This is a genomic window from Massilimicrobiota sp. An105 (genome assembly GCF_002161155.1).
Taxonomy (GTDB): domain Bacteria; phylum Bacillota_I; class Bacilli_A; order Erysipelotrichales; family Coprobacillaceae; genus Allocoprobacillus; species Allocoprobacillus merdigallinarum.
The window spans coordinates 52,386-70,758 of record NZ_NFLY01000001.1; the positions used below are offsets into that span (position 1 = coordinate 52,386).

Sequence of the window (18,373 nt, forward strand, 5' to 3'; positions counted from 1 at the left end):
ACCTTCCTAAAGTTTATTATATCAAATCCTCACTTTTATGAAAATACTGATAAATAAAACTCATATGAATGGGTGAAAGAATAACGCCAGCAATACCAAAAAAATGAATATGCAGAACCATAGATACCAATAATAAAAAAGCAGGAATTTTCATCTCTTTATTCATGATATGAGGTTCAAGAAAACTACGTATCATGTTAATAATCAAATATAAGCAAAATAAATAAACTGCCTTCATATATGCCCCTTGAAATAAATATAAAACCATCATAGGAATTAAAATAATTCCAATTCCAATAAATGGCAGACTGTCCAGCAAACAAATTGTAAAAGCATAAAGTAACGGTGAATCAATCTTTAAAATAAGAAAAGCAATCAATAAAATTAAAAATGTTACAAACATTAAAATAATCTGACATTTCATGTAAATCCATAAACTTTTTAAGACTCTATTTTTAAACTGTACAAGTTGAAAACATGTCTTTTTTTGTAAGAGTCGTAAAAAACAATCTTTCATATCTTCATAATCTAAAACAAGAAAAAATGTAGAAATCACAAATATGAAGAAAGATAAAAGAAATGAAGGAATAGATTTAATAAAAGATGATGCAAAGGATATGAAGTCAAGCATATTCTGATTAATCCAGTTTTGAAAGATGATTACAAAATCTTGAGGTACAAAAGAAAAAATACTTTCTAAAAGTTTTGTTATTTTATATATAAAGGGTAAAAAAATAGAATCATAATACACAGGCAATTGTTGAAAAAAGTGGACACATAAACAAAATAAAGCTGTTATTAATATGCCCAAAAGGAATGCTAAAGCAAGATAAATAAATAATAGCAAAGAAATACCTATAGCACTTTTTTGTAATGGAATATACTGTTGAATACGATCAATCAATGGCTTTAAAACAAAAAAACAGAGAATAGCTAATATAAATGGAAAAAGTAAAGAAAACATATATTTTAAAATAATGATATATATTAATAAACCAAACCCAATGATAAGGTATTGTTTTTTATCCATAGACTCACCTATTCATTTATATGTTTATAAATAAAAATAAGTCCATTCAGGACTTATTTATACAATTCATGACAACAATCGACATTTTTCTTATTGAAAACATGTTAAAGTTAATCATGGTGATTAAAAATGCATATATATGATTCAACGAATAATCAATATCAATTTCCAATTTTAGATCCAGATTTTTCCTATCAGCATATTGATTATCAAAAAAATCTATATCCTTTCTTTAAACAGTTACATATTCCTTCTACTGTACGCTTTTTAACAGGAATATATATTGAATATCAAATTGTACCATATCATATTGAAGAATATCCTCAACTTTATTTTCATATCTCAAAACATTTAGCAACAAAAATGAATGAATTCTTTGATTTTGGTGATGCTCACCTCTATTATGAAAGATCCAACTTCTTCTTTTTAGTTATGTTTAATACAAATGAAGAACTGATTGAAATTGCTTTTATTCAATTTCATTCATATTTGAAAAACAAAACATTTGAATACCTACATCATACATGTTCATTTCAAATCAAATGTGGTGCTTATGTATCAACCATTAATATTCATCCTTATAAGCTCTTTGATCTAGCTAAAGAACAATGTCAACAAATTTTATCTAAAGATAAAACTCACATTTCAGTTTATAATTTAAAATTATTACGTTAATGACATTCAAAGTGTTGATATAAAAGGACAATTGCTTTTTTTAAAATCAATAATACAAAAATACTGCTCAAACATATTGGAATAATGAAAATTAATGATTTTGAGAAAAGTGAATAAATCTCAAAGAAATCATGCATTATCATCAATATGAGATAAAAAATAACTGTAATCGTACTCGTAACAATGACTCTTATACGATTCCATGGCAAACATACAACAAAAACGACCAGAAAACTGATAAAACCAGCAACTAAATAATAATATGTAGATAACATTTTGGTATCAAAATGGAATTCTTTTCCAATCCAGGTAATGGCCAGCATATAAATAATCATAGTCAGGGCACAAGGCAAGGCTGTCGAAATGACATGTTTCAAAAAACCTTGTGATGATAAAGACGATGAACGTTCCAGAGTCAACAAGAAACTAGGTAAACCGATTGCTAAACCACTAATTAAACTTAACTGTAATGGTGTAAATGGATAACTCATTCTTAAAACCGCAAAAATCAACGCTAATACTGTTGAATAAATTGTTTTGGTTAAATAAAGTGAGCTGACTCTTTCAATATCTGCAATAATAGCTCTCCCCTCTTTCACAATATCAACCATAGATGCGAAAGAAGAATCTAATAAAACAATATGTGCAGCCTGTTTAGCAGCATCACTTCCCGCGGCCATAGCGATACCACAATCAGCATCTTTAAGTGCCAGAACATCATTTACTCCATCTCCAACCATTCCAACAACATGCTCATTTACCTGTAGTGCTTTAATAATACGCTGTTTCTGTTCTGGTTTAACACGACCAAAAACATGATAATGTGCAACAATATTTTCTAATTCCATATCATCTTCAGGTAATGTTGAAGCATCAATATAGAGATGACCATTCTTTAATCCAGCTAATTGCGCAACACGAGATACAGTTGCTGGATTATCTCCTGATAATATACGTATATCCACATTTGCATTTTCAAAGAAATGTAATGTTTCTTTAGCTTCAGGACGAATACAATCATAAATAATAATAAGTGCGATTGGCTTGACTTGACCAATCTTGGATTCTTGTTCATCAATCAAATCTGTTTTTCCTAACAAAAGAACACGAAATCCCTTTTGGGCGTATTCATCAGCCTGATTTAAAACAACATGATCTGATGGTAATAAAAATTCTGGTGCTCCTAAGACATAGTTACCATTTCCTTGAATACTTAAGGCACGCATCTTTCTTTGAGATGAAAAAGGAATACGTTTATTCACAATAACGTTGTCTTGTTTAAAGAAATAGTCTTGCAATGCTAATTGCGTTGCATTGACATCATCAAACTCATGAGCCATCACACCCATAATATATTCTATTTCCTTTAAACGATATGGCTCAACAGGTATCACTTCTTCAACTTTGAGTTCACCTGTTGTAATGGTTCCAGTTTTATCTAAGCATAAGACATCTACCCTTGCTAAAGCTTCAATAGCTTCCATTTCTTGAATCAAGGCCTTTTTACGCGCCAATTTCCCAACACCAATGATAAATGATAAACTTGTTAATAAAACCAAACCTTCAGGAATCATTCCAACGACACCAGCTACAGTTTTAACAATGGCACTGGCTAAATCATTTGGAAAGGCACTACGTTGTGAAAAAAACAATACGATACCAACTGGAATAATCACAACACTTAAAACTTTAATCACTTTTTCAATAGAATCTTTCATTTCAGAAGAAGCTTTATTTTTATTTTTCGCTTTATGAACAAGCTTAGTGGAATAATTATCATTTCCTACACGAATAACCTTCGCATAAGCACTTCCGGCAACTACAAAACTACCTGAAAGTAACTCATCATCTTTATACTTCTTAACAGGTTCAGATTCACCAGTTAACATAGCTTCATTAACTTCCATTCCCTGTGAACTTAAAACGATACAGTCACTTCCTATTTGATTACCCATTTCTAAAAAAACAATATCATCTAAAACCAATTCTTCCGTAGGAATAATAATTTCTTCTTGATTTCTTATAACTTTTACTTTCTTAACTGTCACAACAGTTAACTGATCAATAATTTTCTTAACCTTAAACTCCTGATAAATACCAATAAAAGCATTAATAAAGATGACAACCATAAAGGTTAAATTGGTCCAACGACCAGTAGAAATAATAATGGCTGCTAAAAAAACATTTAAACAGTTGAAATAAGTCAAAGTATGTTCTAAAACAATTTGTTTTTTTGTTTTTGAAATATTATCATGTGATATATTAATAAGCCCTCGTTGCTTACGTTCTTCTACCTGTTGATATGTTAACCCCATATATTTTATATCATCCATCAAATCACCTACTTTTATATCAATATATAACATTGTTATGAAATATATATGAATATCATAAAAATATCATAACACAAATTATGATATAAAAAAATAAAAAAACCTCATAAAGAGGTTGCATACATCTTGGTGGACCCTGAAGGACTCGAACCTTCGACCGATCGGTTATGAGCCGATAGCTCTAACCAACTGAGCTAAGGGTCCAAGTAAAATAAAAAGTGGTATTCACCACTATTAAACTTAATGGTAGCGGGGAAGGGATTCGAACCCCCGACCCACCGGGTATGAACCGATTGCTCTAGCCAACTGAGCTACCCCGCCATGTAGTGAATCGTTTTTGATAAAAATGGTGGTTCCGGCCGGAATCGAACCAGCGACACGAGGATTTTCAGTCCTCTGCTCTACCGACTGAGCTACGGAACCAAAACAAATGGCGGTCTGGACGGGGCTCGAACCCGCGACCTCCGCCGTGACAGGGCGGCATTCTAACCAACTGAACTACCAGACCATTTGGTTGCGGGAGAAGGATTTGAACCAACGACCTTCGGGTTATGAGCCCGACGAGCTACCAGACTGCTCCATCCCGCGATATGAAATTTAATAAATGGCGGAGGTTGAGGGATTCGAACCCCCGCGGGACTTTCATCCCCTGTCGGTTTTCAAGACCGATCCCTTCAGCCGGACTTGGGTAAACCTCCGCAACATAATGGTGGAGCTTAGCGGGATCGAACCGCTGACCTCCTGCGTGCAAAGCAGGCGCTCTCCCAGCTGAGCTAAAGCCCCATTACAATGGTCGGGAAGACAGGATTCGAACCTGCGACCCCCTGGTCCCAAACCAGGTGCACTACCAAGCTGTGCTACTTCCCGTTCGTATATTTGATTGGCGCGCTAGGCAGGAATCGAACCCACAACCTCTTGATCCGTAGTCAAGCACTCTATCCAGTTGAGCTACTAGCGCCTCTTAACAGTGCCATTCAATAATATCACATTTCTTATTCAATTGCAACACTTTTTTCATTTTTTTCAAATTCTTTTTTTGAATGGTGCCCAGGGCCGGAGTCGAACCGGCACGGATTTTAAGGTCCGCAGGATTTTAAGTCCTGTGCGTCTACCAATTTCGCCACCTGGGCAGTTGGAGGTTCCAGCCGGACTCGAACCGACGATGACAGAGTTGCAGTCTGTAGCCTTACCAACTTGGCTATGGAACCAACTTCCTTAACTCGTTGCTCACCTAGTATATAATATTTTCCCCATTTATGCAATACCTTTTTTCGTTTTTTTTACAAATGATTGCTCTCATTTGACTCCATATTTTAATTTTACTTCTTAAATTCAAAGCTTTTTTATTTTATAAAATATAATTTTTTTATAAAAAGAGTATCTTTATCCTTTCATTGATAAATCTACTCTCTTAATTCTTTGATGACTTATTTTTCTAACTTTTCTCTACGCTTAGATGATTGCCAAAACATCTCCTTTAAAGATTTTTCATCCCCTGAAGCAATAGCTTGTTTTAACAAATCAAATTGCTTTTCAAAACGCTCCATAGAAGCCAATAAATAATCACGATTATGAAAGAAAAGTTCTGCCCATAAATCTGCATTGATATTAGCAATTCTCGTTAAATCACGGAAAGAATCTCCAATATATTTACCTGTTTCATATTTTTCATCATCACTATTCATCAATGCTACAGCTAATGTGTGTGGTAATTGTGATGTATAGGAAATAATTTCATCATGATCATAAGGACTCATGATTTTCACACTCTTAAAACCTAGTTGTCCTACAAATTGACGCATCCATTCAATTTTATCTATCTGATTATGTTCATGCTGAATAACTATATAATTTGCATTTTGAAAAACTTCCTGACTGGCATACAAATAGCCTTTTTTTTCACGACCAGCCATAGGATGACCACTAATATATTCGACATCCTGATCCATTCTTGATAAGGCTTGATTTAAAAAATATGATTTAATACCAACAACATCTGTAACAATACTTCCTTTTTTAAAAGTATGTTCAGAAATAAAATCTAAAACTTTTGATGGATACAAACAAATAATCGTTAAATCACTCTGTGAAATAATCTGATGTCCATCAAGATACCCTTCAATAATACATCCTTCAGCTTTCGCCATTTCTAAAGTCTGCTGATCGCAATCCACTCCATAAACATCATATCCTTTTCCTTTTAAAGCTTTAACAAAACTACCACCAATAACACCTAATCCTACAACTGTAATAATCATAAATAAAATCCTTTAAAAAGAAAGGACTAATGTCCTTTTTTTCCTTTCGCTAACATTTTTAGCTTATAATCTAATAATTTTTGAGTTAAATCAACATAATACAAATGAGGGTATTCTAAACGGAAAATTTCATCCCATAATAATTGTTTTTGCTGATTAGAATATGCTCTAATTTCATCTAAAGAATAATATGGATAAACATTTTTTCCATTTTCAAACACAAGTGTCTGCAATGGTTGAATTTCATATGTTCCAGCATAAAGTGTTTTATGTTTCCATGCATCTAATTGATGATAAATTGTAAGATCTTGATTTTCATCTAAAACTTCATCATGGAAAGCAATAATATCAGCAATGGCTTTATGAGTTTCTTTTTCAATTAAACGATAAACTTTTTTAAATCCTGGATTTGTAATTTTTTCAGTATTTTCAGATATTTTAATTTTAGGAATAATTTCTCCATCTTTTTCAATAGCAGCAAGTTTATATACACCACCAAAAACTGGTGAAGATTTAGAGACAATCATATTTTCACCTACACCAAATGAATCTATCTGAGCGCCTTGTTCCAACACTGAACGAATTAAATACTCATCCAATGAATTAGAAACTGTAATTTTACAGTCATGCAATCCTGCAACATCTAACATCATTCTGGCTTTTTTAGTTAAATAAGCAATATCTCCACTGTCTAAACGAATTCCTTTTAATCTTTTCCCCATTGGTGCTAAAACCTCTTCAGCAACGCGTATAGCGTGAGGAACACCACTTTTTAAAGTATCATAAGTATCAACAAGTAAAACGCAATTATCAGGATAAATTTGAGCATAAGCTTTAAATGCTTCATATTCACAGTCAAAAGACTGTACAAATGAATGTGCCATTGTTCCTAATACTGGTATTCCAAAATCTTTTCCAGCAGATACAGTCGCACTTCCAGCCACTCCGCCAATATAAGCAGCTCGCGCCCCATAATGAGCACCATCATATCCTTGAGCACGACGTGCTCCAAATTCCATCACAGCACGCCCTTTTGCTTCCTGTACAATACGTCTAGCCTTTGTTGCAATTAAAGATTGATGATTAATTGTCACTAATAAAAATGTTTCTATCAACTGTGCTTCAATAAGTTTAGCTTTCACTGTAATTAATGGTTCATATGGAAAAACAGGTGTCCCTTCTCTTACCGAAAAGATAGTTCCTGTAAAATGAAAATCTTTGAGATACGCAAAGAAATCTTCATCAAAGACATTTAATGATCTTAAATATTCAATATCCCCATCAGTAAAATGCATATTTTCAATTGCTTCAATTAACTGCTGTAAACCAGCAAAAATAACAAAACCACCCTGATCAGGATTTTTACGATAAAACATATCAAAATAAACAATTTCATCTTGTTTTCCTAATTTAAAATAATTATAAGCCATTGTTAATTCATAAAAATCCATGATCAAAGTGATATTTCTTTCACAACCAACATAGTTTTTTCCCATTATTTAGCCCCCTATCATTTTCATTATCATATACTAATTTTCCTAAAAAATAAAGATTTATTCTTCAATAAACAAAAAAAGCAGTCACTTTTATTGTAACTACTTTTGATCAATATAAAATACTAAGATTCATTTTTAGCTTCTTCATAAGCCTTAGCGACGGCTTCTTTTAAAGCTTGAGAAGATTTGGTAGCTCCAGAAATGGTATCAACATCATAATGATTCTTTTTCTTCATGTTGTCAATCATTTGTTCTAAAGCTACACCTCCAATAGATGGTGTTTCATTATGCTCTTTAATCACAATATCCTGAATTTTATCATCTTTTAATGTTGTTTCAACCTCAAACTCTCCGCCATATCCCATAGCAGTTGTTGTATAAGTCCCATCTTTATATTGCGATTTTTCTTCTACTTGTTTTTCTTGAGCACATCCACATAACATCATAGCTACAAATAGGATGATTATTTTCTTCATTTTTCAAACCTCCTATTTATAGTTTTTGCTCAAATGAAAATCTTATGCATTTTTTTAAAAATATAAATCATAAGTTTCTCTTTGGAATGGCTGTGGCATTGGTGGAACCTTTTGATAAACAATTGGCACCAAGAGTTCCTGTTGAGGATGAATCAACAAATCATCATTAAGCTGATTCATAACCTGAATCCATGCCACTTCACTATTTAATGTTTTCGCAATACGATAAACATTATCACCTTTGTGTACCGTATATAAAACAATTTCTCCAACACGAGGATTTATGACTCTTTCATCATCATACATATATGGATTATACATGATTATCACTCCCAAAATAAACTATGCTTTTTTGAAAAAGATATCTAGGCAAAATCCATCATTTCATCATTATTTTGTTGCAAGTTTATTTAAAGCATCCTTCGCTGCCTGCTGTTCAGCTCTTTTTTTGCTTGTTCCTTTCCCAACACCTAGACACATATCATCCATCATGACAGCTACTTTAAATTCTGGAGCATTAGACGGACCAGATGTTTCTAACAATTCATATGTGACAGTACGACGCTGATCGGCTTGAATTAATTCCTGCAAAGTTGTTTTATAATCAGTAATATCATCATAATCTAAATCGTTGATATGTTTGAATATAGTTTGTTGTAATATCTTTAAAACTTCATCGTGACCACAATCTAAATATAATGCACCTATAAATGATTCAAAAATATTGGCAAGAACACTTTCACGTTCTCTACCACCACTTTTCTCTTCACCAACACCTAAATATAGCAATTCTCCTAAACCTAATTCTCTAGAGAAACGTGCTAATGACTCTTCACGTACGAGTTTACTACGTAAAGTTGTCAATGTTCCTTCTGGAACATCAGGAAAAAGATTAAATAAAAACTCTGAAACATAAAGCTGTAAAACAGCATCTCCCATAAATTCTAAACGTTCATAGTCTTTTTTTACATAATGCGATTCATTAGCATATGAAGCATGTGTAAATGCTTCTTTATAAATGGCAATGTTATGAAATGGTATATTTTCTTTCTGTAAAAAATCTAATATTTTCATTTTTGACTTAATCCTTCCTTCATTTGAGTTACAACATCCATTTTCACCATCTGATAAGCTAAATCCATAGCATTACAAAACGCTTTAGCATCACTGGCTCCATGTGCCTTTACAACTGCTTTTTCAAATCCCATCATTAAAGCACCACCAACAGATTTGTAATCAAATTTTTCTTTCAAACTATAAAGTGAAGATTTGGCTAATAATGCCCCTATTTTTCCTTTTAGTGAAGACATCATGCTTTCTTTGATCATTTTCATTAATGTTGAAGCAACCCCTTCACAAGTTTTCAAAGCAATATTACCACTAAAACCATCAGTGACTACAACATCATAATCACCACTTAAAATATCTCGACCCTCAACATTTCCTACAAAGTGCAAACGATCACTTGCCTGTAAGAGCTGATATGCCTGTTGATGCGCTTCATTACCTTTTTTAGATTCAGTTCCAATATTTAATAAAGCAACTTTAGGTTCTTGGATTCCCCTTATATTTTTAGCATAAATATTCCCCATAATCGCAAAATCATACAATTGTTCAGCTGTATTTTCAGCATTGGCTCCTACATCAAGCATAGCCATGCCCTTTCCATTATATGTAGGCATCATAACCATCAGACAAGACTTTTCAACACCCTCAATACGTTTTAAAAAGAGCATAGCACTTGTATAAAAGGCACCTGTTGAACCACATGATACCACACCATCAACAACACCTTCTCGTGCCATCATGACAGCTTTTACCATACTTGATTCTTTTTTACGACGCACAGACATAATGCCATCATCCATTTTCACAACATCTCTGGCATCTACAATATGAATATTTTCATATTTTGTTAATGTTTCTAATTCTTCTTTTTTTCCAGTGACATAAAGTTCTACATCATGATGATTTTTCATAAACATTTCACAAGCTTCTACAACGATAGAACTTCCTAAATCACCACTCATAGCATCTATTGATAACTTATACATAATTCTTTCACTCCTCGTTTGTATAGTATAACATATTTAATCAACATATTCATTATTCACCTGTAATTTCTCTTGAATCTGACATACAATTCCCTGATATTCATGATTTTGTATATAATCATGTATAATTTCATCGGCATCTTTTCTTGCGATTGATAAAATAGGAAAATCTTTCATAATATCAGCAACTAAAAAAGTTGGTAAACCACTTTGTCGTTGGCCTAAAACTTCCCCAGGTCCTCTAAGTTTTAAATCATATAATGATATTTCAAATCCATCATGACTTTTTTCTAAATATTTCAATCGCTCAATGGCTTCCTTTGACGATGATGAACTCATTAAATAACAATAAGCCTGCTCCTGTCCTCGCCCAATACGTCCACGCAATTGATGTAATTGACTCATTCCGAATCGCTCTGCATTATAAATAACCATCATATTTGCATTTTTAACATCTACTCCTACTTCTACAACTGTCGTAGATACCAAAATCTGAATTGTGTTATTCAAAAAGCCATTCATCACTTTTTCTTTTTCGTCTTCTTTCATCTGTCCATGTAATAATCCAACATTGTATTGAGTTTGAAAATACTTTTGCATAGCCTTAGCAATCTGTGAGGCACTCTTTGCTTCTAAATTTTCACTATCCTCCACTAACGGACATATCACATAGCATTGTCCTCCTTGAGCCAAATATGATTTTAAATGTTTTAATATCGGCTTCATCGAAGACGAGTGAATATATTGTGTTTTCACTGGCAAGCGCCCTTGAGGCATTGTTTTGATTGTCGATACATCCATATCACCATACATAGAAATAGCTAGCGTACGTGGTATAGGTGTTGCACTCATAATTAAAAAATCAACCTGCTGACCTTTATTTTTTAAAGCCTTACGTTGCATGACACCAAAACGATGCTGTTCATCAGTAATCACAAATCCTAAATTATGGTAAACAACTTTTTTTTGAAATAAAGCATGTGTCCCAACCACAATATCTGCCTCTCCACTTTGGATAGCCTGATAAACACGTTCTTTTTCTTTCAATGACAATGAACCTGTTAATAACTCTATATGGACATCTGTATTTTCAAAGAAACGGCTTAATGTCTGATAATGCTGAGTCGCTAGAATTTCTGTTGGTGCCATTAAAGCTCCTTGATAACCAGCTAAGTAATTGGCATATAAAGCTACAGAGCTGACAACCGTTTTCCCACTACCAACATCACCCTGTAAAAAGCGATACATCATCTGTGGACTTTTTAAATCTTCTACAATCTCTTTAATAGCCGTCTGCTGATCTTTGGTAAGAGCAAAAGGCAATGATAATATCAATGATTGTAATTGTGTTACATCAAAATCTTTCGCAATCCCCATTTCTTGAGTACGTTGTTGCTTCATCAATTGCATTGTTAATTGAAATTTTAAAAATTCTTCATATTTTAAATATTTCAACGCTTCTTGAACATCTTTTTTATTTTCTGGAAAATGAATACAATACAAAGCACTTTCCTTTCGGATCAAATGATGTTGAATGCGGTATTTTTCAGGAATAAAATCATCAAATTCATGATTTAATAAAGACAATGCTTTTTTGACATATTGTCTAAAAGATTTTTGCGTTATTCCTTCTTTTAAAGAATAAACTGGATAAATACCAGATATGTCTTGTAATGGCTTGATTTTAATATCAGATGCCGTAATACGATGATTGATGCATTTACCAATGATTGTTATGGTTGTTCCTAGCTTTAAATGTTGCCTTAAAAAATGACGATTAAAAATAGACACCTGAAAATGTTGTAAATACTTATCTTCAACTTCAAAACTCATTCTAGACATTTTACCCTTAAAAAAAATCTTGACTGGTGAAATGACAGTCGCTTCAATAATCAGATGTTCATCCTCATCAGTGGGATATTTTTCTTCAATCACTTCATAACGATAAGGATACTGATAAATCAAGTCTTCCAAAGTTGTTATATTCATTGAAGCTAAAATTTCTAAACGTCGAGATGTCGTTTTTAATAATTTTATATCTGTCATATTCTCACCACCTGTCGTTTATTGTACCATAAATTCAAAAAAAAGATACTCATTTAGAATATCTTTCATTTGATTAAATAAAAATCAATAACAATGTAATCATACAGACAATAGAGATAATGATACTTAAAGAATTTGCTGTTGCAGGCATATCACCACTATAGCCAATTTTTTGACTAAACACAGCTGAAACTGTTGATAATGGGGCACAAAGAGCCATAGTTAATATTTCTTTAGCTAATAATGGCAATGGTAATACAATGAAAATGATACCTGATAAAATCAAAGTGCCAACAATTCTTAACACTATGATTTTAACAACATGATATGCTTCACTATGTGAGACTTTGATTTCAAGCATTAAACCAATCATCATCATGGCTAAAAAGCTATTTCCTGCGCCAATAGTCGTTGCCATTGAAAGAATATATGATGGAAATTCAATTTGAAATATAGCCATTATAAAAATCAATAAATAGACATCAAATGGAATAGAAGAAAAAAGTTTTTTTAAAACATCCTTTAAATGAAAATCACTTTGACCACTGGCAACATGATCGGCTAAAGCATACGTAATCCCTAATCCCATTAATGCATTTCCAATATCAAATGAACATAAATAAACGACTCCCATACCAGGGAAAAAAGATTGAACAAATGGTAATACAAAATTCCCAATATTATACCCTGATACATTAATCATATATGTTCCTTTGATAACAGGACGTTCTTTATAAGCAAATCCATAACCAACGAGAATCATAGTAACATTAGATAAAATACCTACAGCTATCAATATAAGAATTGTCATATCTAATGTAATTCCATTGGCACTTGTTAATAAAGCACATGGCAATGTCACATTCATAATAATAGTTGCTAAAATATTTGCATCACTCTTTTTTAAAACTTTCACTTTTTTTAAAAAGTATGCAATCACAATAATCAAAATAAAAGTTAATGATGTTATCAAAACGTCAAACATTTTTCCCCTTCTTTCTTCATGCATTATAGCACTTTTATTATAAAAAAGATAAAACAAGCAAAAAATGAAAATTTTTTGTAAAATATATAATGTTTGATATAATAAAAGAAACGATAAGGAGGATATATATGATTAAGGCAATCTTTTTTGATATAGATGGTACATTAGCCAGTTTCAAAACTCATCAAATCCCTGATTCAACTTTTTATACTTTAAATAAACTCAAAGATAATGGAATCAAACTCTTTATTGCAACTGGAAGAGGAAAAGATGGTTTAGATATTTTACAAGGTTTCCCCTTTGATGGCTATATTACATTAAATGGGCAATATTGTTTTACAAATGATGAACTGATTTATGAAAACACAATTGATTCTCAGGATATTCAGGCTTTATTAGAATATTTAAAAGAAAAACCATTTCCTTGTGGTTTTACTGAAGAACATACCAAATATTTTAATATGCGTAATCATCTTGTTGATGAAATCCATGCAATCACACATAACGATGACCATCCTGCTCGTGATTGCAGTCAGGTTATCCATAAAAAGATATATCAATGTATGTGCTTTGTTGATGAAAATGAGGAAAAGGAATTATTAAAAGTCATGCCCCATTGTCATGCTTCAAGATGGTATCCCACTTTCTGTGATATTTCACCGATAGGTGGTTCTAAACAACATGGGATTGATGAATTCTTAAAACATTATCATATTGATTTATCCCAAACTATGGCTTTTGGCGATGGTGGAAATGATATTCCTATGTTAAAGCATGTTGCTATAAGTGTTGCAATGGGAAATGCCAGTGATGAAGTCAAGTCTATTGCTGATTATATAACGGACGATGTTGATCATGATGGTATTTTGAATGCCTGTATTCATTTTCAATTATGCCAAAAACAAGAATAAGACATGAGCTTATTCTTGTTTTTATATTATCCTAATCTCTTTTCAATTTCACGAATGACAATTTTCATTGCTTTAATACGTGCATATTTTTTATCTACTGATTCTAATACATACCATGGTGCAAACACTGTATTTGTTTTTTGAAGCATTTCTTCAATAGCATTTTCATATAAATCCCATTTTTCTCGATTACGCCAATCTTCTTCGGTAATTTTCCATTGTTTTTCAGGTGTATTTTGACGCTCAGTAAAACGTTCTAATTGTGTCTGGTTATCAATCTGTACCCAGAATTTAATAACAATAGCACCCCAGTCATAAAGTTCTTTTTCAAATTCATTCATTTCATTATAAGCACGTTGCCAGTCATTTTCGCTACAAAATCCTTCTAATCTTTCAACCATAACACGGCCATACCATGTTCTATCAAAAATGGCAATATGTCCGTCCTTTGGTAAACGTTTATAAAAACGCCATAAATAATGTCTATTCAATTCACTTTTATCAGGAGCTGCTATAGGATAAACTGTATATCCACGAGGATCCAATCCAGAAGTGACTCTCTTGATATTTCCACCTTTACCAGCTGCATCCCAACCCTCATAGGCAATAATCACAGGTATTTTTTGACGATAAAGTTTATTATGCAACTTCATCAATTTTTTTCGACATTTTTTCAATTCTCTACGATATGTTTCTTCACTAATGTTAACACTTAAATCATAATCTTCTAAGTGAATTTTCTCTCTCATCTCAAAAACATTGTCAATCAGTGGTGCATCCTGTTTTTCATGCTCTAGACGTTCTTGAATACAGCTCATTAATGTTTCAAGCACCTGTAATTGAGCTAATTTTTTATTTGTTGCATCAATAATATACCAAGGAGCATATGTGTCATTTGTCGCATTCATATATTCATCATATAAACTTAAGTATTCATCATAATGTTTATTTTGCCATAAATCTTCATCACTGACACGCCATTTTGTATTCTTGTTTTTCAACAACTTATGTGTACGTGTTGCCTGTTCCAATTGAGAAATATGGAAAAAGAATTTAATCACTATATAACCATTATCTACTAAAGTTCTTTCAAACTTCTGTATACTTTCAATTCTTTGATAATATTGTTTTTTTGAAATTTGTTTATGCATATACTCTCTTGTGGCATCATTCATCCAACCATGATCATAAAATGTGGCCATTCCATTTTCTGGAATGCGTAAAAAATAACGATATAAGAAAGGTTTTCTTTGTTCATCTTCACTTATCTTATTCATTGTTTCAACATTATAAAAACGTGGATCCATATTTTGAATCACTTTGCCAAGCATTGTCCCAATTCCAGATGCTCCCCATCCTTCAAATAAAACTACAACAGGTAATTTCTTTTCTTTTAATAACATCTGTTTCTTAGACAACTCAAGTTTTGCATTTTCTAAGCATTCTTCAATATCAGGTGCAATTTCTATTTGTTCAAATTGATAATCTCTTAACATACTTTTCCTCCTCACCTACATATTTATATTTTATCACTTTTATGTAAGCGCTTAAAGAAAAATATAAATTGATCAAATAATAATTAAAAACACTACCTATTGATTTCCAATACTGTAGTGTTTCATTCTATTAAATAAGATGATGAGCTTTTAAGCAATCTTCTATTTCCTGTGGATTTAAGCAACCATTTTCTCCTAAATGAATAGATGGTTTTGTCTTACCATGGAAATCACTTCCACATGTATACAAGACATTTAGTTCTTTAGCTTTATTGTAGAAATATTCATTTGTTTCTGTTGTATGATAACTTGAAAAACATTCTACTCCATCCAATCCTAATGCCACCATTTCATCAAACAGTTCAAACTGTCCTTTTAAATTATTACCAGGATGAGCCAACAGGGCAACTCCACCATGTTGATGAATCAATTGTATAGTTTCTTCTAAAGTTGGAAAATGTATTTCTGTATAACATGGTTTCCCTTGGGCATAATAATCCCAATAAAAATTCACATAGGGATTATCACTTCTTTCTCCACCTTGACGATAGGGCTTTAATAATTCATGATCTTCATATCGTGAATCATTCAATAAAGCTTCACCAAACATTTCGCCTGTATAAACACCATTTGTTGATAATGCATCTAATTGTTCTTTTTTCAAATCAAATCCTAAGGCATTCGTTAATTCTAATTTCTTCATACTGCATGCAATTTCCTGTTTTTCAATATCTTCACCTAATTGGTTAAAGACTTCCTGATTATCAATACCATATCCTAACACATGTAAATTAACACCCTTATAAGTACAATCAATTTCAATAGCAGGAATATATGTCATTCCTAATTCATCTGCATGTTTTTTTGCTTCCTCATTTGCTTTTACCCAGTTATGATCAGCAATAGCCATGATTTTCACACCTGCCTCATGACACATATCTACTAACTGTGTTGGTGTATATTCTCCATCATCGCTATACATACTATGCATATGTAAATCAATATAACTCTTTGTCATCATTCTTCTCCTCCTCTAATATTTTTTGAATACTCATTTGATAAAGCCCATCTTCTATCAATGAACCCATATTCTTTACATGAATCATACGTGGTCTATGTTTAAATGGAATCGTATTGAGATGAAAATCATCTAAACAATCAATAACATCACTACAAATCCCAATCATTTCTGGATTGAAAACACAACAAAGTGTCGATAACTGTTTTTCTAGTAATTCTTTAGGTTGAGTTTCAAGCATTTGATTTTGTTGCTCAGATGTATAAAACGGTAAATATCTCAACTCTCCCGCAAAATGCGTAAAACCGTTATATAACTTTCCATTAATAATCATTCCACATCCTATATATTGAACTGCTGGCTGATAAACAAATGCCAAATGCTGACATTTTGGATATTGATGATAAAAACCAATACTGGCAATATTAACATCATTTTCTAAAATGATTTGATTCTTATAAAAATCACGAATCATCTCTAAAAGATTCACATTTTCAAACAATTCAAAGTCACACACATCAATATATCCATCATGACAGACACCAGGAATACTTAAACAAATCATTGTTATAGAAGAGTCAGCAGATAAAAACTTCTTCATTAATAAGATCAATTCATCCACTTGTCCATATAATGAAGAAACTGTTTGAGATGAAATAACCTGATTAAAAAGATTCACATTCTGACAAATAAATTCATAACCATTGATTTGTCTTTTTAAAATCATTTTTAATATATGACGATAATCTTTATTCAAAACATACTGTTTTGATTTTCGTCCTCCTGTTGATGCATTTTCACCTATAAAAAATATTTCTTGATTTTTTAATAGCTCCTGTAAAATATTTGTCATGGATGATAACGATAATTGCGTCTCATCAGATAACTGTGTTTTCGTCCATATGTTTCCATCATAAAAACATTGTCTTACTTTTTGAATATTCATGTATTTTAAATCTTTAACTTTTGACAAAATATCACGCTTTCTATTTAAACTCCAATTCTTTGATAAAAGATTCAATCACTTTCGTTAAGTCTTGTTGAAAGTTATTATTATCATATCATAGATTCTTATTTATTCATATAAATTTCAACTTATGAAAAAAATATCTGTATATACCAGATAAATAATATTTTCATCTTCATTTCTTCAATCACTTTGTCATATAAGTCATTTACCACACTCAAAATTCAAATAGGAACATATGATAATTATGGTGATGACAATGTCCTTCACTTTTATTCATCCTATCGCACTTGATGGTTTAGCTGTTTTATTGGTTGCCCCTTTAACAGAAAGTTTATCCGTTGACGAACAAGCTGTTGTTGGTGCCTTTTTCAATGTAATTGGTGATTTATTAGCTCTTAACAGCAGTTAACTTTCTTCCTTTCAGACAACAGATAGTCAATCCAATGAACAAGACTCAAACTCTCAAGAAGATAATCAGGATAATGAGTATGATTTTTTAAAGAAAAGTTTTCAAAAGTTAGAAGAAGAATTAAATAAAATTAAACAAGATAAAGAATAATAAAATTCAGTATTATGTATTTTTAGTCATAAATATAGAGACCTTTAAATGATGATCAAAACCATA

Annotated in this window: 16 protein-coding genes and 11 tRNA genes; 3 read left to right on the forward strand and 24 right to left on the reverse strand. The window is 31.9% G+C overall.

Going from position 1 to position 18,373, the window contains the following annotated elements; genetic code table 11:
* Nucleotides 1-16: 16 nt before the first annotated feature.
* Nucleotides 17-1,030 (reverse strand): AI-2E family transporter, encoded by a 1,014-nt coding sequence (locus B5E48_RS00260; RefSeq protein WP_087303695.1) that lies wholly within the window; start codon nucleotides 1,028-1,030, stop codon nucleotides 17-19.
* A gap of 129 nt (nucleotides 1,031-1,159) precedes the next feature.
* Between B5E48_RS00260 and B5E48_RS00265 the strand changes: the two genes are divergently transcribed.
* Nucleotides 1,160-1,705: a hypothetical protein gene (locus B5E48_RS00265; protein ID WP_087303696.1), complete on the forward strand. Its 546-nt coding sequence runs from the start codon at nucleotides 1,160-1,162 to the stop codon at nucleotides 1,703-1,705.
* Here the strand turns inward: B5E48_RS00265 and B5E48_RS00270 are convergent.
* The 20 genes from B5E48_RS00270 to B5E48_RS00365 all read right to left on the reverse strand — a co-directional run bounded on the left by B5E48_RS00270 (nucleotide 1,702) and on the right by B5E48_RS00365 (nucleotide 13,353).
* Nucleotides 1,702-4,038: an HAD-IC family P-type ATPase gene (locus B5E48_RS00270; protein ID WP_087303697.1), complete on the reverse strand. Its 2,337-nt coding sequence runs from the start codon at nucleotides 4,036-4,038 to the stop codon at nucleotides 1,702-1,704. The two genes, B5E48_RS00265 and B5E48_RS00270, sit on opposite strands and share 4 nt — an antisense overlap.
* A 127-nt stretch (nucleotides 4,039-4,165) precedes the next feature.
* A tRNA-Ile gene (locus B5E48_RS00275) sits at nucleotides 4,166-4,242 on the reverse strand.
* Nucleotides 4,243-4,282: 40 nt separating this feature from the next.
* Nucleotides 4,283-4,359: transfer RNA gene (locus B5E48_RS00280), tRNA-Met, on the reverse strand.
* 26 nt (nucleotides 4,360-4,385) lie between these two features.
* Nucleotides 4,386-4,461, reverse strand: a tRNA-Phe gene (locus B5E48_RS00285).
* Between the two features lie 8 nt (nucleotides 4,462-4,469).
* Nucleotides 4,470-4,546: transfer RNA gene (locus tag B5E48_RS00290), tRNA-Asp, on the reverse strand.
* A gap of 3 nt (nucleotides 4,547-4,549) precedes the next feature.
* Nucleotides 4,550-4,626, reverse strand: a tRNA-Met gene (locus B5E48_RS00295).
* 17 nt (nucleotides 4,627-4,643) lie between these two features.
* A tRNA-Ser gene (locus tag B5E48_RS00300) sits at nucleotides 4,644-4,736 on the reverse strand.
* 9 nt (nucleotides 4,737-4,745) lie between these two features.
* Nucleotides 4,746-4,821: transfer RNA gene (locus tag B5E48_RS00305), tRNA-Ala, on the reverse strand.
* Between the two features lie 7 nt (nucleotides 4,822-4,828).
* Nucleotides 4,829-4,905 (reverse strand) — tRNA-Pro (locus B5E48_RS00310).
* A 14-nt stretch (nucleotides 4,906-4,919) separates the two neighbouring features.
* Nucleotides 4,920-4,996, reverse strand: a tRNA-Arg gene (locus tag B5E48_RS00315).
* Between the two features lie 83 nt (nucleotides 4,997-5,079).
* A tRNA-Leu gene (locus B5E48_RS00320) sits at nucleotides 5,080-5,168 on the reverse strand.
* 3 nt (nucleotides 5,169-5,171) lie between these two features.
* A tRNA-Cys gene (locus B5E48_RS00325) sits at nucleotides 5,172-5,246 on the reverse strand.
* Between the two features lie 219 nt (nucleotides 5,247-5,465).
* Nucleotides 5,466-6,296 (reverse strand): prephenate dehydrogenase, encoded by an 831-nt coding sequence (locus B5E48_RS00330; protein ID WP_087303698.1) that lies wholly within the window; start codon nucleotides 6,294-6,296, stop codon nucleotides 5,466-5,468.
* A 26-nt stretch (nucleotides 6,297-6,322) separates the two neighbouring features.
* Nucleotides 6,323-7,792, reverse strand: a complete 1,470-nt coding sequence (locus B5E48_RS00335) for a nicotinate phosphoribosyltransferase (RefSeq protein ID WP_087303699.1) — start codon at nucleotides 7,790-7,792, stop codon at nucleotides 6,323-6,325.
* Nucleotides 7,793-7,914: 122 nt separating this feature from the next.
* Complete coding sequence (locus B5E48_RS00340; protein ID WP_087303700.1) at nucleotides 7,915-8,268, reverse strand: FMN-binding protein; 354 nt, start codon at nucleotides 8,266-8,268, stop codon at nucleotides 7,915-7,917.
* Nucleotides 8,269-8,322: 54 nt separating this feature from the next.
* The gene (locus B5E48_RS00345) at nucleotides 8,323-8,589 is read right to left on the reverse strand and encodes a LysM peptidoglycan-binding domain-containing protein (RefSeq protein WP_087242832.1); all 267 of its coding nucleotides are present in this window, start codon (nucleotides 8,587-8,589) and stop codon (nucleotides 8,323-8,325) included.
* A gap of 69 nt (nucleotides 8,590-8,658) precedes the next feature.
* Entirely contained in the window at nucleotides 8,659-9,342 is a 684-nt protein-coding gene (rnc, locus tag B5E48_RS00350) for a ribonuclease III (RefSeq protein ID WP_087242834.1), read from the reverse strand.
* Nucleotides 9,339-10,322 (reverse strand): phosphate acyltransferase PlsX, encoded by a 984-nt coding sequence (plsX, locus tag B5E48_RS00355; protein WP_087303701.1) that lies wholly within the window; start codon nucleotides 10,320-10,322, stop codon nucleotides 9,339-9,341. Before plsX ends, rnc begins: the two co-directional genes overlap by 4 nt.
* Nucleotides 10,323-10,358: 36 nt before the next feature.
* Nucleotides 10,359-12,368: an ATP-dependent DNA helicase RecG gene (recG, locus tag B5E48_RS00360; protein WP_087303702.1), complete on the reverse strand. Its 2,010-nt coding sequence runs from the start codon at nucleotides 12,366-12,368 to the stop codon at nucleotides 10,359-10,361.
* 73 nt (nucleotides 12,369-12,441) lie between these two features.
* Nucleotides 12,442-13,353, reverse strand: coding sequence for an AEC family transporter (locus B5E48_RS00365; protein ID WP_087303703.1), 912 nt, complete (start codon nucleotides 13,351-13,353; stop codon nucleotides 12,442-12,444).
* Between the two features lie 128 nt (nucleotides 13,354-13,481).
* Here B5E48_RS00365 and B5E48_RS00370 point away from each other — a divergent pair, with 128 nt between their 5' ends.
* Nucleotides 13,482-14,264 carry a Cof-type HAD-IIB family hydrolase gene (locus tag B5E48_RS00370; protein WP_087303704.1) on the forward strand — a complete coding sequence of 261 codons (783 nt, stop codon included), beginning with the start codon at nucleotides 13,482-13,484 and terminating at the stop codon, nucleotides 14,262-14,264.
* A gap of 26 nt (nucleotides 14,265-14,290) precedes the next feature.
* Here the strand turns inward: B5E48_RS00370 and pap are convergent, their stop codons facing one another.
* From pap to B5E48_RS00385, 3 genes are all read right to left on the reverse strand, one after another.
* Nucleotides 14,291-15,760 carry a polyphosphate:AMP phosphotransferase gene (pap, locus tag B5E48_RS00375; protein ID WP_087303705.1) on the reverse strand — a complete coding sequence of 490 codons (1,470 nt, stop codon included), beginning with the start codon at nucleotides 15,758-15,760 and terminating at the stop codon, nucleotides 14,291-14,293.
* Between the two features lie 130 nt (nucleotides 15,761-15,890).
* Nucleotides 15,891-16,778: a PHP domain-containing protein gene (locus tag B5E48_RS00380; RefSeq protein ID WP_087303733.1), complete on the reverse strand. Its 888-nt coding sequence runs from the start codon at nucleotides 16,776-16,778 to the stop codon at nucleotides 15,891-15,893.
* The gene (locus B5E48_RS00385; protein WP_129736407.1) at nucleotides 16,759-17,751 is read right to left on the reverse strand and encodes an ROK family protein; all 993 of its coding nucleotides are present in this window, start codon (nucleotides 17,749-17,751) and stop codon (nucleotides 16,759-16,761) included. Before B5E48_RS00385 ends, B5E48_RS00380 begins: the two co-directional genes overlap by 20 nt.
* A gap of 253 nt (nucleotides 17,752-18,004) precedes the next feature.
* Between B5E48_RS00385 and B5E48_RS13555 the strand changes: the two genes are divergently transcribed.
* Nucleotides 18,005-18,157 (forward strand): hypothetical protein, encoded by a 153-nt coding sequence (locus tag B5E48_RS13555; RefSeq protein ID WP_158097237.1) that lies wholly within the window; start codon nucleotides 18,005-18,007, stop codon nucleotides 18,155-18,157.
* Nucleotides 18,158-18,373 lie beyond the last annotated feature (216 nt).

What these genes read in the sequence shown, in the direction of transcription:
- recG (WP_087303702.1), bottom strand. Translation starts at nt 12,368, where the DNA reads ATGACAGATATAAAATTATTAAAAACGACATCTCGACGTTTAGAAATT.
- rnc (WP_087242834.1), bottom strand. Translation starts at nt 9,342, where the DNA reads ATGAAAATATTAGATTTTTTACAGAAAGAAAATATACCATTTCATAAC.
- B5E48_RS00365 (WP_087303703.1), bottom strand. Translation starts at nt 13,353, where the DNA reads ATGTTTGACGTTTTGATAACATCATTAACTTTTATTTTGATTATTGTG.
- B5E48_RS00335 (WP_087303699.1), bottom strand. Translation starts at nt 7,792, where the DNA reads ATGGGAAAAAACTATGTTGGTTGTGAAAGAAATATCACTTTGATCATG.
- B5E48_RS00265 (WP_087303696.1), top strand. Translation starts at nt 1,160, where the DNA reads ATGCATATATATGATTCAACGAATAATCAATATCAATTTCCAATTTTA.
- B5E48_RS00270 (WP_087303697.1), bottom strand. Translation starts at nt 4,038, where the DNA reads ATGGATGATATAAAATATATGGGGTTAACATATCAACAGGTAGAAGAA.
- pap (WP_087303705.1), bottom strand. Translation starts at nt 15,760, where the DNA reads ATGTTAAGAGATTATCAATTTGAACAAATAGAAATTGCACCTGATATT.
- B5E48_RS00370 (WP_087303704.1), top strand. Translation starts at nt 13,482, where the DNA reads ATGATTAAGGCAATCTTTTTTGATATAGATGGTACATTAGCCAGTTTC.
- B5E48_RS00260 (WP_087303695.1), bottom strand. Translation starts at nt 1,030, where the DNA reads ATGGATAAAAAACAATACCTTATCATTGGGTTTGGTTTATTAATATAT.
- B5E48_RS00345 (WP_087242832.1), bottom strand. Translation starts at nt 8,589, where the DNA reads ATGTATAATCCATATATGTATGATGATGAAAGAGTCATAAATCCTCGT.
- B5E48_RS00380 (WP_087303733.1), bottom strand. Translation starts at nt 16,778, where the DNA reads ATGACAAAGAGTTATATTGATTTACATATGCATAGTATGTATAGCGAT.
- B5E48_RS13555 (WP_158097237.1), top strand. Translation starts at nt 18,005, where the DNA reads ATGTCCTTCACTTTTATTCATCCTATCGCACTTGATGGTTTAGCTGTT.
- plsX (WP_087303701.1), bottom strand. Translation starts at nt 10,322, where the DNA reads ATGTATAAGTTATCAATAGATGCTATGAGTGGTGATTTAGGAAGTTCT.
- B5E48_RS00330 (WP_087303698.1), bottom strand. Translation starts at nt 6,296, where the DNA reads ATGATTATTACAGTTGTAGGATTAGGTGTTATTGGTGGTAGTTTTGTT.
- B5E48_RS00340 (WP_087303700.1), bottom strand. Translation starts at nt 8,268, where the DNA reads ATGAAGAAAATAATCATCCTATTTGTAGCTATGATGTTATGTGGATGT.